This window comes from Streptacidiphilus neutrinimicus, assembly GCF_000787815.1.
Classification (GTDB): Bacteria; Actinomycetota; Actinomycetes; order Streptomycetales; family Streptomycetaceae; genus Streptacidiphilus; species Streptacidiphilus neutrinimicus.
In genome coordinates this window covers 100827-114840 of the sequence record NZ_BBPO01000021.1, presented here as the reverse complement: position 1 = coordinate 114840, position 14014 = coordinate 100827, and the positions used below count along the sequence as shown (strand labels likewise).

At 72.9% G+C, this 14014-nt stretch carries 11 protein-coding genes and 1 pseudogene; 4 read left to right on the top strand and 8 right to left on the bottom strand.

Annotated features, from left to right (window positions below):
• Positions 1–259: 259 nt before the first annotated feature.
• Positions 260–898, top strand: a complete 639-nt coding sequence (locus tag TR48_RS16140) for a histidine phosphatase family protein (RefSeq protein WP_042367503.1) — start codon at positions 260–262, stop codon at positions 896–898.
• Between the two features lie 63 nt (positions 899–961).
• Here the strand turns inward: TR48_RS16140 and TR48_RS16135 are convergent, their stop codons facing one another.
• Positions 962–1420: a heme-degrading domain-containing protein gene (locus tag TR48_RS16135; RefSeq protein WP_042367501.1), complete on the bottom strand. Its 459-nt coding sequence runs from the start codon at positions 1418–1420 to the stop codon at positions 962–964.
• Complete coding sequence (locus tag TR48_RS16130; RefSeq protein WP_042367499.1) at positions 1417–2508, bottom strand: Gfo/Idh/MocA family oxidoreductase; 1092 nt, start codon at positions 2506–2508, stop codon at positions 1417–1419. Before TR48_RS16130 ends, TR48_RS16135 begins: the two co-directional genes overlap by 4 nt.
• A 56-nt stretch (positions 2509–2564) precedes the next feature.
• On the opposite strand from TR48_RS16130, the gene TR48_RS16125 reads away from it, so the two are divergent.
• A complete protein-coding gene (locus TR48_RS16125; protein WP_084729475.1) occupies positions 2565–3770 on the top strand; it encodes an ROK family protein in 1206 nt (401 codons plus the stop codon).
• A 384-nt stretch (positions 3771–4154) separates the two neighbouring features.
• Here the strand turns inward: TR48_RS16125 and TR48_RS16120 are convergent, their stop codons facing one another.
• Positions 4155–5570 (bottom strand): NsdA family TPR-like regulatory protein, encoded by a 1416-nt coding sequence (locus tag TR48_RS16120; RefSeq protein WP_042367497.1) that lies wholly within the window; start codon positions 5568–5570, stop codon positions 4155–4157.
• A 446-nt stretch (positions 5571–6016) separates the two neighbouring features.
• On the opposite strand from TR48_RS16120, the gene TR48_RS45575 reads away from it, so the two are divergent.
• Together TR48_RS45575 and TR48_RS16110 are read left to right on the top strand one after the other, a co-directional pair.
• Positions 6017–6286, top strand: a complete 270-nt coding sequence (locus TR48_RS45575; protein ID WP_236652169.1) for a hypothetical protein — start codon at positions 6017–6019, stop codon at positions 6284–6286.
• Positions 6287–6381: 95 nt separating this feature from the next.
• The gene (locus tag TR48_RS16110; RefSeq protein WP_170183534.1) at positions 6382–7311 is read left to right on the top strand and encodes a spermidine synthase; all 930 of its coding nucleotides are present in this window, start codon (positions 6382–6384) and stop codon (positions 7309–7311) included.
• Positions 7312–7393: 82 nt separating this feature from the next.
• On the opposite strand, the gene TR48_RS16105 is transcribed toward TR48_RS16110, so the two are convergent.
• The 5 genes and pseudogenes from TR48_RS16105 to TR48_RS16085 all read right to left on the bottom strand — a co-directional run bounded on the left by TR48_RS16105 (position 7394) and on the right by TR48_RS16085 (position 13808).
• The gene (locus TR48_RS16105) at positions 7394–9112 is read right to left on the bottom strand and encodes an ABC transporter substrate-binding protein (protein WP_042367495.1); all 1719 of its coding nucleotides are present in this window, start codon (positions 9110–9112) and stop codon (positions 7394–7396) included.
• A 222-nt stretch (positions 9113–9334) separates the two neighbouring features.
• Complete coding sequence (locus tag TR48_RS16100; protein WP_042367493.1) at positions 9335–10453, bottom strand: ABC transporter ATP-binding protein; 1119 nt, start codon at positions 10451–10453, stop codon at positions 9335–9337.
• Between the two features lie 386 nt (positions 10454–10839).
• Positions 10840–11844, bottom strand: a pseudogene (locus tag TR48_RS16095) (ABC transporter ATP-binding protein); the annotation flags it as partial.
• Complete coding sequence (locus TR48_RS16090; protein WP_042367492.1) at positions 11841–12818, bottom strand: ABC transporter permease; 978 nt, start codon at positions 12816–12818, stop codon at positions 11841–11843. The gene TR48_RS16090 and the pseudogene TR48_RS16095, both read right to left, overlap by 4 nt.
• A gap of 3 nt (positions 12819–12821) precedes the next feature.
• Entirely contained in the window at positions 12822–13808 is a 987-nt protein-coding gene (locus tag TR48_RS16085) for an ABC transporter permease (RefSeq protein WP_042367490.1), read from the bottom strand.
• Positions 13809–14014: the final 206 nt, after the last annotated feature.

The following is a 14014-nucleotide window of genomic DNA, read 5'->3' as shown; positions in this document are numbered from 1 at the left end:
CCCGGCGCGCTCTGCCGACACCATGGCTCATCGGCCGACGAGCCCTCGGGCGTCCCAGGCCCTTGCGGGAGTGCAGAGGCCGCCCGGTGCGCCCCTGGAGCGGGCACGCATCCGCCCGGTCTCGCGATCCGGCCCGCGTGCGCGGGCTGCCGCGGAGTCCGAGATCATGGGAGTACTCGTTGATTTCCCGTCCCGGAGTGCACCGGATGCGCGCAGCGCGGCGTGCGGCCGGTCCCCGGCGTTGCCCGAGGAGGCACGCATGCCCGCGCGGATCATTCTGGTTCGGCACGGTGAGACCAGCTGGTCCGCCACCGGTCGGCACACCGGTCGCACCGACGTGCCGCTGACCGACGAGGGGCGCGACATGGCGCGCCGCCTGGGCGCGCGCCTCGCCGCCGCGCCGTGGAACGGGCTCGCGGACGCGGAGATCGTCAGCAGCCCGCTCTCCCGGGCCCGCGAGACCGCCGAGCTCGCCGGCTTCGGCGCGCGCCTGCGCACCGACGAACGGCTGCAGGAGTGGGACTACGGCGGCTACGAGGGCCTGACCGGCCCGGACATCCGGGCCGAGCGCGAACCGGGCTGGCTGATCTGGCGCGACGGCGTCCCGGGCGGCGAGAAGCTCGCCGAGGTCGGCGCCCGGGTCGACGCGTTCCTCGCCGAGCTGGACGCCCGCGTGGGCGTACCCGACCCCGACTCGACGGTGATGCACGCCGCCGACCACGACGTCGTCGTCTTCGCCCACGGCCACCTGCTGCGGATCATGACCGCCCGCTGGCTCGGCCTGCCGCCCGAGGGCGGCCAGCAGTTCAAGCTGGGCCCGGCCACGCTGTCCGTGCTGACCTGGGAGTACGCGGAGCGTGCCATCGAGCGCTGGAACGACGCCGCGCACCTCGTCTGACGTCGCTGCTGGGGCAGTCATCCCTCAGGCCTGCTGCCCACGGCCTGCCGTCCGTGTCGGCTGTCATCCCTCCAAGAAGTGCTCCAGCGCCTCGACCACCAGCTTGTGGTCGTCCACCTGCGGCAGTCCCGAGACGGCGACCGTCCCCACCAGACCGACGTCCGCGATCACGATCGGGAACGCGCCGCCGTGCGCCGCGTACTGGTCGGGGTCGAGGCGCGACTTCTCCTCGAAACTGCTGCCCTGCTCCCGGAAGCGCTGGCCGACGAGGTAGGAGCTGGCTCCGTACCGCCGCACCACGCGGATCTTCCGCTCGATCCAGGCGTCGTTGTCCGCGCAGGTGCCTGGCGCGGCGAAGTGGAAGAGCTGCTGCTCCCCGCGGCGGATGTCGACGGCGACCGGTAGCTGCCGCTCCCGTGCGAGGTCGACCAGCAGGCAGCCGAGCCGCCAGGCGTCCTCGTTGGTGAACCGGGTGAACTGCAGGCGGCGTTCCTGCTCGATGAGTTCGGCGGTCGTGGTCACAGCTGCACCGTCCGTCCCTCGGCGGCCGAGCGCCGTGCGGCCTCCAGCACCTTCAGCGCGGCCACCGCGTCGCGCGGTTCCACGGGCGCGGGCGCCTGGCCGCGCAGCGCGGCCGCGACACCGGCGTAGTAGCGCTCGTACGCGCCGTGCAGGGTCGGGTGGGCGACGTAGTCGTCCACCGCGCCGAGCTGCCCGAACATCGCGGCGGGCGTCACGCCCCAGCCCTCGTCGGCCGGGGTCCGGCCCGCCCGCAGCGCGTCCTCCTGACCGTCGAGGCCCCAGCTGGTGTAGGCGGCCTCGCTGCCCAGCACTCGGAAGCGCGGGCCGAGTTCGCCCGCCGTCGCGCTCATCCACAGGTGGGAGCGGGTGCCGTCGGTGTGGGTGAGCGCCACGAACGAGTCGTCGTCGGCCGCCGCGCCCGCACGGCGCACGTCGAGCTCGGCGTAGACACTGGCGGCCGGTCCGAAGAGGGTGAGGGCCTGGTCGACGAGATGGCTGCCGAGGTCGTAGAGGAGCCCGCCTGCCTCGGACGGGTCGCCCAACTCCCGCCAGCCGCCCTTGAGATGGGGACGCCAACGCTCGAAGCGGGACTCGAAGCGGTGCACCCGCCCCAGTCGTCCCGAACGGACCAGCTCGCTGACGGTCAGGAAGTCCCCGTCCCAGCGGCGGTTCTGGAAGACGCTCAGCATCAGGCCGCGCGACTCCGCCAGCTCGGCCAGCTCCGCGCCCTCGGCAGCGGTCGCCGCCAGCGGCTTGTCGACCACGACCGGGACCCCGGCCTGCAGTGCGGCCGTGGCCAGCGGGATGTGGGTGCGGTTCGGCGATGCGACCACCACCAGATCCAGCCCGAGCGGCCAGAGCTCCTCGGCCGTGGACAGCAGCCGCGCCTGGGGATGCCGGGCGGCCGCCTGCTCGCGGCGTTCCGGGTTCGCCGTGACGACGGCGTCCAGGCGGAGTCCGGGCGTGGTCGTGATCAGAGGGGCGTGGAAGACCGCGCCCGCCAGGCCGTAGCCGATCAGGCCCACGCGGAGCGGCTCGGCGCCGCCCGGACCGGCGGCGGGGGTGGAGTCAGGAGTGCTGTTCGCCATGGGACCAGTTAAACAACAGCGTGGATTAAGTGGCAAGCATCCCGCATAATCGACTCGTGTCCTCCCCGTCTTCCACCCCGCCGGACCGGGCAACCCTCCCCGCCGCCAGTCCGGCCGGCGGCAGTCCGCGCGGTGCGCGTCCGTCCGACCCGAGGCCGTCCGGGGGCAGTCCGCGCGGTGCGCGTCCGTCCAGCCCGAGGCCGTCCGGCGCGAACCTCTCCGCCCTGCGGGACCACAACGCGGCGGCCGTGCTGACCCTGGTCCGAGCGGCTGCGGCGGCCGGGGGCGAGGTCGGGATCAGCCGGGTGGAGCTCGCCCGTGCGTCGGGGCTCACCGCCCAGGCGATCAGCAAGATCGTGCAACGACTTCTCGACAACGGCCTGCTGGCCGAGGCGGGACGCGGGCCGTCGACCGGTGGCAAGCCGCGCACCCTGCTCACCCTCGTGCCCGACGCGCGCTGGGCCGTGGGCGTGCAACTCGGCCGCGACGCCCTGACCGTGCTCCGCGCCGACCTGACCGGACGCGCGGTCGCCGACCGCCGCGTTCCGATCGACCTCGCCGGCTGGGGACCGGGCCGGGTGCTGGACCTGCTGGCCGGGGAGGTGTCCTGGCTGCTCGGCGAGGTGGCGCGTGAGCGCGTGCTGGGAGTCGGCATCGCCTCGCCGGGCCCGCTCGACCAACGCACCGGGGTGCTGCACCAGGTCACCGGCGCGCCGTCCTGGGACGGCCTCTCCCTCCGCGACGAGGCGGCCCGGCGGCTCGGTCTCCCCACCCTGATCGAGAAGGACAGCACGGCGGGCGTGCTCAGCGCGCTCGGCTCTCCCAACCGCGCCTTCGTCCACCTGGACCGGGGGCTGGGCGCCGGCCTCGTCCTCGGCGGCGCGGTGCAGCGCGGCGCCCGCACCAATGCCGGCGAGTTCGGCCACCAGACCCTCGACCCCGACGGCCCGCGCTGCGGTTGCGGCAACACCGGATGCGTCGAAGCCCTGTGGGCTGCGGCGAGCGGCCCGCGCGAGGCGGCCGTCGTGCTCGGCGAGGCGATCGCCAACCTCGTCCGCCTCCTCGACCTCGACGAGATCGTCCTGGGCGGCCGCGAGGTACTCGCCGCGCCCGAGACGTACCTCGCGGAGATCCGCAAGGTTCTCACCGAGCGCCTACCCGACCCGACCTGGCAACCCGTCACGGTCTGCGTGGCCCCCTCCGGCCCCAACGCCGTCGCCCTCGGCGCGGCGGGCTTGGTCCTGGCCCGCCTCTTCGGCTGACGCCCGCCCGGGGCGTCCTCTTCGGCTGACGCCCGCCCGGGGCGTCCTCTTCGGCTGACGCCCGCCCGGGGCGTCCTCTTCGGCTGACGCCCGCCCTGAGGCGTTTCTCTTCGTGGCCGCCGCGTCTCCCGCTGGGTGGAAGCGCCGAAGGAGCCCGGCCGACCTCGGGGGGCAGGCCACGGACTCGGACCACACCCAGGAACCGCGACCTGTCCCGTCACCCGCCAGCGCGGCGCCCGAGCCGTCGCTGCTGCCGCCAGCGCGGCGCCGGCCGTCGTGACCTGGGCCGGGGCGCGATGGTGGGCGGCGAACGGTGGGCCGATGCGCGGCCCGCGAGGGAGCCCCACCCCGCAGGCCGCGCAGCTTGTGTGTCGCGCGCGAGTGTCAGCTCGCCAGCGCCATGCGGTACCGCTCCAGGAAGTCGGAGACCTCCGGCACCTTCTCGTGCTGCCGCATCCGCTCGGCCGTCGCGGAGACCATGCCACGGATACGGGTGGAGCGGACCTGGGCGAGCAGGGCGACCGCCGACATGCCCGTCACGGCCGCGTCGACGACCGCACCGCGACCCAGCTGGTCGTGGGCCAGCTCAGCCGTGTAAAGGGTGCGATTGCGGACGAAGTGCGTCGGCTGGAGCGCTATGGCCTGCTCGGCCCAATGCGCCGCCGACTCGAACTCGCCCAGCGCGGCCCAGCACTGGGCGGTCAGTCCGGCCAGCTCCGCCTCGTTGAAGAAGGACATCCACTCGGGATCCGCGTCCGAGGGGCCCTGCTCGAACGCGGTGCGGGACTCGCCCAGCGCCTTGACGCAGGAGGCGCGGTCCCGCAGCAGCGCCCAGCCGCCGGCCTCGCGCAGCGCCAGCAGCGACTGCAGGCGGGCCGAGCCCAGGCCCGCGGCGGCACTCCGTGCGGCCTGCGCCGCGCGGACGGCCTCGCGCGGCCGCCCGGCGTCGCGGGCGAGGAAGGCGGTGTTGCAGAAGGCGTGCGCCTCCAGCGCGGCGTCGCCCGCCATCCGCGCCGTGGCCAGCGCCTCGGCGTACAGGGAGCGGGCCTCGGCCAACCGTCCGGAGTCGTGGGCGAGCCAGCCGACGGAGATGGCCAGCTCCCCGGCGGAGGCCTGCAACCGCTGCTCCACCCGGGCCGTGTACGTCCCGCAGTTGAGCAGTTGGTAGGCGGTGCGCAGGGTGTGGCCGGCGCGCTCGAACAGCGTGTCCGCGCCGTGGACGTCGTCCAGCAGCCGGATCTGACGGACCGCCGACTCCACCTCGCGCACCTCCCGCAGGCCCACCCGGGCGTTCGACGGCGGGAGCATCCCGGGATCCAGGACCGCCCCGGATCCCGGGAGGGCTGCGGATCCCGCGACCGCCTCGGACGGCGCCCCCCGGACGGCCCGGGCGGCGGGGGAGCTCTGCGCCTGCGCCGGGGTGTCCCAGCTCAGTGCGGTGACCACGGCCAGCGGGCCGCCGGCCAGGAACGTGCGTCGCTGCACGTCGTTGTTCTCCTCGTCGCGTGGCGCCGGGAGCACGGCCGCGCGCCGTGACTCCCCTCGCGGCGTGAAGCCCAGATCGGACAGGGTGGCGCCGGGGAACATGTGGCGGAAGACGCGCTCGTAGGCGTAGTTGGGGCGCCGGATCGCCCCCGACTCGATCCGGCCGATGTACCGGGCGTCGCAGGACACGTGCTCACCGATCTCGCGTGCCGCGCGCCGCACCGACGCCGCGAACTCGCGCGGCGACAGGTCTCCGCGACGTTCGCGCATCCGCAGGTTGGGAGAGGTGGGTGAAGGGAGAGAGACGTGAGCCATGCGGCACCCCCTGGTACGGAACTGCACCAGCGACATTACTCTGAGCGAGAATTCGAACACGCTGGGTTTTCCGACATTTCTGGATCAGTCGGGCCTGATCGCAGCCGTCTGCCATGAAATGCCACGCCTTGCGGGTTTGGGACGCCGTGGCCCCGGCCGTGTCCGCGCGTTAGTCAGGGGCAGAGGGCGCAAGCGCCCGGCACGCGAGCGAGGAGGCGGTCGTGCAGGTCAGGACGGAGAGCGAGTCAGGATGCGATGACTCGGCCCGGGGCGACTCGGTACGGGCGGATTCCGTCCGAGCGGATGCGGGGCGGGCCCAGGGGGCGCGCGCTCAGGCTCCGCGCGCCGACGCGGGGTGGGCGGGGTGGCGCAGCGGGGTCAGGCGGCCCGTCGCCCGTCCGGCGTGTGAGGTCGTCACCGTCCCCGAGCGGCAGGGGCTGGAGACGGTGGACATCCTGCGGCTGCGCGGGGGTTGCGGCGCCGTGCTGCTGGAGGACGCCGAGTCGACGCTGTCCTTCCTCGTCCCCTTCGGCACAGCCGCGCAGTGGCAGCTGGCGGGCAGTTCCTGTCGGACCGTGCCCGCCCCCGGCGCGGGGTCGCACTGGCTGCTGCCGCCCGCGGTGGGCGGCCCGAGCCCCGTGCTCACCGATCCTGTCGAGCTCCGCGCGGCCCTGGGCGAGGCGGCCCGCACCCTCGCGGCCAGCGACAGGCTCTGACCGGAGGCCCGCTCCGCCGGGCGGATCCGTCGAGGCCGCCGAGGCAACCAACGGTCGCGGACCGGTGCCCTCATCGGATCACGGATACTGGACCGATGGCGAGAAAGCGGAAGGCCCAGGTCAGCGAGGCCACGACGGCGAATGCAGCCGTGCCGGGGCGTGGCGGCGCGGGCGGGCGGGGCGGCTCTGCCGTCGCGCCGATCGGTGAGCCGGTGGCCTTCGGCACCGCCGAGCTCGTGCCCGACCGAGACCGGCCGCAGGCCTGGACCGTGCTGCTGGACGGTGCGCCGCAGTCGCACGTGGACCTCGGCGACCCGAGCCGGCTGACCTTCGAGTACCAGCGCCGTCTCGGCCGTGTGGCCGATCTGGCAGCGGCGCCGGGGCGGCCGCTGAACGCGCTCCACCTTGGCGGTGGCGGGCTGACCCTGCCGCGATACATCGCCGCGACCCGTCCGCGGTCCCGGCAGCAGGTCGCGGAGATCGACACCATGCTGACCGAACTCGTCCGCCGCGAGCTGCCGCTGGAGCGGGCCTGGCAGATCCGCGTGCGCGGCGGCGACGCCCGCGAGGTGCTCACGCGCACCCCGGAGGCGTGGGCGGACCTGGTGATCGCCGATGTCTTCAGCGGCGCCCGGGTGCCCGCCCACTGCGCCACCGTCGAGTTCGCCGAGGCCGCCGCCCGCGCCCTGGCCCCCGGTGGTCGATACGCGGCCAACATCGCCGACGGCGGGCGGCTCCCCTTCGCCCGCCGACAGGTGGCGACGCTGCGGGCGGTCTTCCCCGAGGTCGCCATGGTCGCGGACCCCGCGGTGCTGCGCGGAAAGCGGTTCGGCAACCTCATCCTGCTCGCCGCCGCCACGCCGCTGCCCTTGGCGGAGCTCGGCCGGTCGATGGCCGGCGATCCGGTGCTCGGACGCATCGTGCAGGGCGCCGACCTGGAGGACTTCCAGGCCGGTGCCCTGCCGGTGCGCGACGCCGAGGCGGAGGCCTCCCCGGAGCCGCCGTCGGCGGTCTTCCGGTCCTGACGGCGGTCCCGCCGTCGGCGGTCAGGCCGACGGCAGGAGGCAGCCTTCGTCGGCCTGACGTACCGTCACCTGACGGCGTGCCTCACTTGACCGGGGTGAGGTGCAGGATCATGTACTCGTACGCCTGATCCTGGGGCGACGGGTTGACGTACGGGTTGTCCTTCGTCGGCCAGCCGGTGAAGTTGGCCGTGCTGAACTCGTACCAGGCCGCGCCGTACAGCACCGGGACCGCAGGAACGTCCGTCGAGAGCTGCTGCTGCAGGGCGTTGAGCGCCGACTGCTGGCCGGCCGGGGTGGTCGCGTTCTCGTACTGCTTGACCGCCGTGTCCGCCGCGTTGCTCTGGTACCGGCTGAAGTCGCCCGCGGACGGCTGACCGACCGGCGAGGTCAGCGTGGAGTCCAGGATGAACTGAAGCCGCTGGAAGGCCGTCGTGCCCTGGCCCCAGTGCAGTGCCACGTCGTACTTGCCGGTGGTGATGGCCGTGTTCCAGCCGTTGTAGTCCATGTCGCCGTTGACCTTCACGTCGAAGCCGAGGCCGTTGAGCGTCTGCTGCATGGCCTTGGCGTCGCACCAGTAGTCCGTGAAGGAGTTCGGGTCGATGATCGTGAAGGAGATCGTCTTGCCGCCCTTGGTCCACTTGCCGCCGGTCTTGGACCAGCCGTCGGCGCTCAGCAGCGACTGGACCGCGGACGCGTCCGAGGCCGGCTTGAGGTCGTTGGCCGTGGCGGGGTTGAGCGAGCTCTGGTCCAGCGGCAGGGTCAGGCCGCCGGACGAGGAGGCCGGGAGTTCGTAGTCGGTCTCGCACTGGCTGGCCATGGAGGCGCGGTCGATGCCCGCGCTGATGGCCTTGCGCACCGCCACGTCGGCCAGGGCCGGCGCCGTCGGGCTCTTGGTGTTGAGCAGCAGCGCGACCGTGTTGCCTGCCGGGAAGTAAGGCGCGTCGCTCTGGAACAGGTGGTTGTGCTGGGAGTCCTTGGCGACGAACGAGGTGAGCACGTTGTTGATGTCGTTGCCCGCGAGGTCGAGCTGTCCCTGGGCGAGCGCGGTGGTGGCCGCGTCGTTGCTCGCGTAGTTGGCCACCGCGACCTCGGGCACCTTGGGCTTGCCGCCCCAGTAGCTCGGGTTGGTCTTGTAGCTGACCTTCTGCGCGGAGAAGGCGTCGACCAGGTAGGGCCCGGTGCCTATCGCCTGCGAGGACTTGATCACCGCGGTGGCCGGGGAGGAGATCGAGGACCACTGCGCCTTGGGCACGATCAGCTGGTTGCCGATGGCCTGTGCGCTCGCCATCTCGGGCGCGGCGAAGCTGAGCACCACGGTGTCGGTGTCGGGCGTGGTGATCGAGGCGGCCTTCGGCACGCCCTGGGTGTTCGCCGCGGCGTTGTCCGTCACCAGCTGGTAGGTGAAGGCGACGTCAGCCGAGGTGAGCGGAGAGCCGTCGGACCACTTGACCCCGGCGTGCAGGTGGATCGTGGCGGTCTTGCCGTCCGCCGACCAGTCGATCTTGTCGGCCAGCCACGGGGTGGGCGCCTGGCTCGGGTTGAGCGTGTCGTACTGCAGCAGCGGTTCGTAGATCAGCGCGTCGGTGTTCTGCGTCCGGCCGAAGGAGTTGCCGTCGAAGGGGTTGAAGTCCTCGGTGAACGAGGTGGCGCCGGTGTTGTCCTCCAGATAGAGGGTCTCCGCGGCGATGTTGCCCTTGCCGCCCGAGCCCCCGGCCTTGGAGGAGGAGCTCGAGCAGGCCGTCAGGCCCAGTCCCAGGGCAGCCACGACGGCCATGCTCTTGATGGTGGTGCTGCGTCTCATTGTCGTACGCTCCTTGTGTCCGACCGGCGGGCGCCGGCCAGTGATGAGCGACCATGTCCAGGTCCGTGAAGGGTGGTTCGGTGCTGGTGCCGTGATCCGGCCGGCGAGCGCCGGACGGTCACGGTGAGTCGAGGCGGACACCGCCTCGGGCGAGTTGGCGCTCGCCCGAGGTTCCGCGGCACCGCCGCCGGGGCGGAGGACGCGGGCCACCGGCCGGCCGGCTCACGCCGGGCCCGCCGACGTCTTCGAGGACCCCGGCTCTGCCGGGGAGCCTCCCGCTGCCGCGCCCGACGCGTGCTCCGGATCCAGCAGCCAGCAGGCGGCGACATGCCGGGCGGAGGAGGCGTCGCGGGCCGGAAGCGTCGGCGGCGCCTCCTCCGAGCAGACCGGCATCGCGAAGGGGCAGCGCGGGTGGAAGCGGCAGCCGCTGGGCGGGGAGACCAGGCTGGGCGGCGCTCCCCGCCCGCGCAGGACGGGAGCCTCGACCCGCTCGGGGTCGGGCGCGGCGCTGAGCAGGAGCTGGGTGTACGGATGGGCCGGTGCGTCGGTGACCCGCACCGCGTCGCCTGACTCGACGATCTGCCCCGCGTACATCACCACGATCGAGTCGGCGAGGTACCGCGCCGAGGCGATGTCGTGGGTGACGTAGAGGATCGCCAACTGCTCGCGCTCACGCAGCTCGTCGAGCAGGTTGAGCACGCCGAGCCGGATCGACACGTCCAGCATGGAGACGGGCTCGTCGGCCAGCAGCACCTCAGGCTCGACCGCCAGGCCGCGCGCGATGGCGACGCGCTGGCGCTGCCCGCCGGAGAGCTCGTGAGGGTACTTGTCGGCGTAGTTCTCTGCCGGAGTGAGCGAGACGCGCTCCAGCAGCGCGAGGACGCGCGCGTCCAGCTCCTCCCGGCTCAGACGACGTCCCGCGTGCAGCCTGAGCGGTCGCTCCAGGTGGTAGCGGACGGTGTGCACGGCGTTCAGCGAGGAGAACGGATCCTGGAGCACCAGGTGCACGCGGCTGGTGTAGGCGCGGCGGGACCGGGCGTCGCCGCGCACCGGCTCGCCGTCCAGCAGCAGCTCGCCGGTGGTCGGGGTGATCAGCTGGGTCAGCAGCCGGGCCAGGGTGGACTTGCCCGAGCCGCTCTCGCCGACCACCGCCGTGACGGTCCCGCGCGGCAGGGCGAGGGAGACGTCCTCGACGGCGTGCACGGTCCCCGCACCCCGGCCCAGGCCGCCGTGGACCTTGAAGTGCTTGGTCAGGCCGCGGGCCTCCAGGGCCGGGGTGCCGGGCCGGTCCGGTCCGTGGATCACCCGCTCGGAGCGGGCCGGGGTGGCGGTGTCGGTCATGAGGAGCTCCCGAGTGGAGGGGTGGCCGCGGTCGCGCCGGATGTCGCACCCGCCGGCGCCGAGTCGACCGGAGCCGAGTCGACCGGCGCCGAGTCGGTCGGCGCAGCGTTGGTGGGCGCAGCGTTGGTGGGCGCAGACTTGGTCGGCGCGGCGCCGATCGGAGCGGGCGCGGGCAGGGGCACCGGCGCGATGCCGGCCGCGGAGCGGTTCGGCTCGGGCGTCGCGGGCGGCTCGGGCGTCGCGACGGTGGCCGTCGCGGGCAGGGGCGGGAACGGCAGGGCCAGCGCGGCGGGAACCGGCTGTCGCCCGTCCTGCAGCCAGCAGGCGCTCGACCGGTCGCTGGGCGGTCCGCCTGCCGTTCCGGCCCGACCGTCGGGCAGCTCCAGGGACGGGGTGACCAGCAGGGGCTGCTCCTCGGCGCAGCGATCCATCGCGAAGGCGCAGCGCGGGTGGAAGGCACAGCCACTCGGCATGGAGCGCAGGCTCGGCGGGGAGCCGGGGATGCCCTCCATCCGGACCCGCTCGCCGTGCAGGCTCGGGAAGGAGCCCTTGAGGCCGAGGCTGTACGGGTGCCGCGGGGCCCGGAACAGCTCCGCCGCGCTGGCCCGTTCGACGATGCGCCCGGCGTACATGACCGCGATCGAGTCGGCCAGCTCCAGCAGCAGGGACAGGTCGTGGGTGATGAAGACGACCGCGAAGCCGAGGCGCTCGCGCAGCTGCATCAGCTCCTCGAGGATCTCCCGCTGCGTCACCACGTCCAGAGCGGTCGTCGGTTCGTCCATGATGACCACCTGCGGCTCCAGAGCCAGCGTCATCGCGATCATCACACGCTGCCGCATGCCGCCGGAGAGCTCGTGCGGGTAGCTGCGCAAGCGGTCGGCGCTGATCCCGACCATCCGCAGCAGCTCCACCGCGCGCTCGCGCCGCTGGGCCGGCGTCATCGACCGGCGGTGCGCCTTGAGAACGTCGGTCAACTGGGCGTCGATGCGGGCCACCGGGTTGAGCGCGTGCATCGCGCTCTGGAACACCACCGCCAGCTCCGACCAGCGGATCCGGCGCAGTGTGGCCGCGTCGGCGGCCAGCAGGTCCACCGTCTCGGGGGGGCCGGCGTCGGAGCCCTGCGGCCGGGAGTGAAAGAGCACCTCGCCGCCGGTGATCACGCCGGGCGCACGGAGGAGGCGGGTGAGCGCGTAGGCGAGCGTCGACTTGCCGGAGCCGCTCTCGCCCGCGAGCCCGAGCACCTCGCCCCGGTGCAGGACGAGATCGGCTCCGCTGACGGCGCGGACCGCGTCGGGCCCGTGCCCGTAGTCCACGTCGAGGCCACGGACCTCCAGGACGGCCTCGCGCTCTCGCGCGGTCGGCGCAGGGCTGATGGTCTGGCTCTGCGTCATCGGCGTATTCCTTCCTCGGCGCGGACGACCGGCGTGAGGCCGAGCTGGAAGCGCGGACCGCGCCCGCGGCCCAGACCTCGACGGGTGCTGCGCATCCGGGGGTTGACGATCTCGTCGATGCCGAAGTTGAGCAGCGCCAGGGCGATGCCGACGAAGGCGACGCACAGGGCCGGAGGCCCGTACCACCACCAGGTGCCGCTGGTGGTCGCGCTGAACTGCTGGGCGGTGTTGAGCATGGTGCCCCAGGAGGCGTTGGTCGGATTGATCAGGCCCAGCCAGGAGAGCGAGGCGTAGGCGCCGATCCCGTAGATCACGGTGAAGATGAAGGAGGAGGCCAGGATCGGCAGCAGGTTGGGGAGGATCTCGAAGAGGATGATCCGCACCCGGCCCTCGCCGACGACCCGTGCCGACTCGACGTAGTCCTGGTTGCGCAGGGCCAGCGTCTGCGCGCGCAGCACGCGGGCGCCCCAGGCCCAGGCGCTGAGGGCGATGACCGCACCGATCAGCAGCGGGTTCCCGGTGTCGCCGTCCGGCATCATCTTCATGACGACCATGAGGATCAGCAGGCCGGGCAGGGCCAGGAAGATGTTGGTCAGGATCGACAGCACCTCGTCCGCCCTGCCGCCGAGGTAGCCCGCGCTCACGCCGACGAGCACGGAGAGCACGGTGGCGATGATCCCGGCGACGAAGGCGATCAGCAGGGTGTCCCGGCCGCCGGCCAGCAGTTGTGAGAACAGATCGTGCTGCTGCACGTCGGTGCCCAGCCAGAACCGGCCCGAGGGCGGATGCGGGACGTTGTCGAGGCGGGAGGCCCGCCAGTCGGTCGAGTGCGGCGCGACCATCGGGCCGAAGAGCGCGAGCAGCACGAAGAAGAGCAGGATCAGCGAGCCGACGGCCACTTTGGGCGAGCGCAGCAGGCGGGTGCGGCCGCCGCCCGAGCGGCGCGGCTGTCGTGGTCGGAGAACGGGCGACACGGCTCAGGCCACCTTCCTCGCGCGTGGGTCGAGCGCGACGTAGACGAGGTCGGCGAGCAGGTTGGCGCCGAGCACGGTGAAGGTGACGACGAGCAGGATGCCCTGCATCACCGGGTAGTCGGCCGCCTGGGCCGCGTTGAAGATCTCCCGGCCCACACCGGCGTAGTTGAAGACGATCTCGGTGACGATCGAGCCGGTGACCACGAGGCTGATCGACAGCGCGAAGTTGGAGATGCTCGGCAGCAGCGCGTTGCGGGCTGCGACCGCCACGACCTTGTGCCTGGGCAGGCCCTTGGCGGCGGCGACCAGGACGTAGTCCTCGTCCATGGTCGTGATCATCATGTTGCGCATGCCGAGGATCCACCCGGCGATCGAGGCCAGCGCCACCGTCGCCGCGGGCAGGGCCCCGTGGTCGATCACGTTGGCGATGAAGGGCCAGTTCCAGCCCGGGGTGACCGTCGCGTAGCGGCCGGTGTCGTAGGCGCCGCCGGTCGGGAACATCCCTCCGTAGAAGCCGAAGCTGAGCATCAGCAGCGAGGCCAGGATGAAGTACGGGACGGCCTGGAAGAACGTGGCCGCAGGCAGCAGGGCGTCCAGCAGGCCGCTGCGCCGCCAGCCCGCCAGCACGCCGATCAGTGTGCCCACCAGGAAGGCGATCACCGTCGCCGAGCCGACCAGGCCGATCGTCCACGGCAGGTCGTTGGCGAGCACGGTCGAGACGGGCGCGGACAGCGAGGTCGAGACGCCCAGGTCGCCCTGGAAGAGGTTGCCCAGGTAGGTGAGGTACTGCGCGACCAGGCCCTGGTGACCGCCGCCGTACTGGGCCTGGAGGGCCTGGAGCTGGGCGGGGGTCAGAGAGGCCGTGTTCATCTTGGCCAGGAAGTTCTGCAGGGCGCTGCCCGGCACCATCCGGGGGATGAAGAAGTTGAGCGTGATCGCCGCGTAGGCGGCGATGAGATAGAACCAGAGCCTTCGCAGGAGTGCTCGCATGCCGGCCTCCGCTCAGCCGAGGCGAGGCCCGAAGGGCGTCACCTGGTCATGGATGGGCAGGGCATCTGACAGTGAGTCATCAGCGGGTATCTGATGTGAGGTGATCATGGGTGGACCTCGGAGGCTTGCGTGCTGATCCCCTGAACGGGCCGGGGCACGGTGATCGGTTGCCAAAAGGTGCGTACACGTGGACGGGCGGCGCCCGT

Excerpts from the sequence above, each read along its gene's own strand:
- TR48_RS16140 (WP_042367503.1), top strand. The coding sequence starts at position 260 with ATGCCCGCGCGGATCATTCTGGTTCGGCACGGTGAGACCAGCTGGTCC.
- TR48_RS16130 (WP_042367499.1), bottom strand. The coding sequence starts at position 2,508 with ATGGCGAACAGCACTCCTGACTCCACCCCCGCCGCCGGTCCGGGCGGC.
- TR48_RS16120 (WP_042367497.1), bottom strand. The coding sequence starts at position 5,570 with ATGGCTCACGTCTCTCTCCCTTCACCCACCTCTCCCAACCTGCGGATG.
- TR48_RS16110 (WP_170183534.1), top strand. The coding sequence starts at position 6,382 with ATGGCGAGAAAGCGGAAGGCCCAGGTCAGCGAGGCCACGACGGCGAAT.
- TR48_RS16105 (WP_042367495.1), bottom strand. The coding sequence starts at position 9,112 with ATGAGACGCAGCACCACCATCAAGAGCATGGCCGTCGTGGCTGCCCTG.
- TR48_RS16100 (WP_042367493.1), bottom strand. The coding sequence starts at position 10,453 with ATGACCGACACCGCCACCCCGGCCCGCTCCGAGCGGGTGATCCACGGA.
- TR48_RS16085 (WP_042367490.1), bottom strand. The coding sequence starts at position 13,808 with ATGCGAGCACTCCTGCGAAGGCTCTGGTTCTATCTCATCGCCGCCTAC.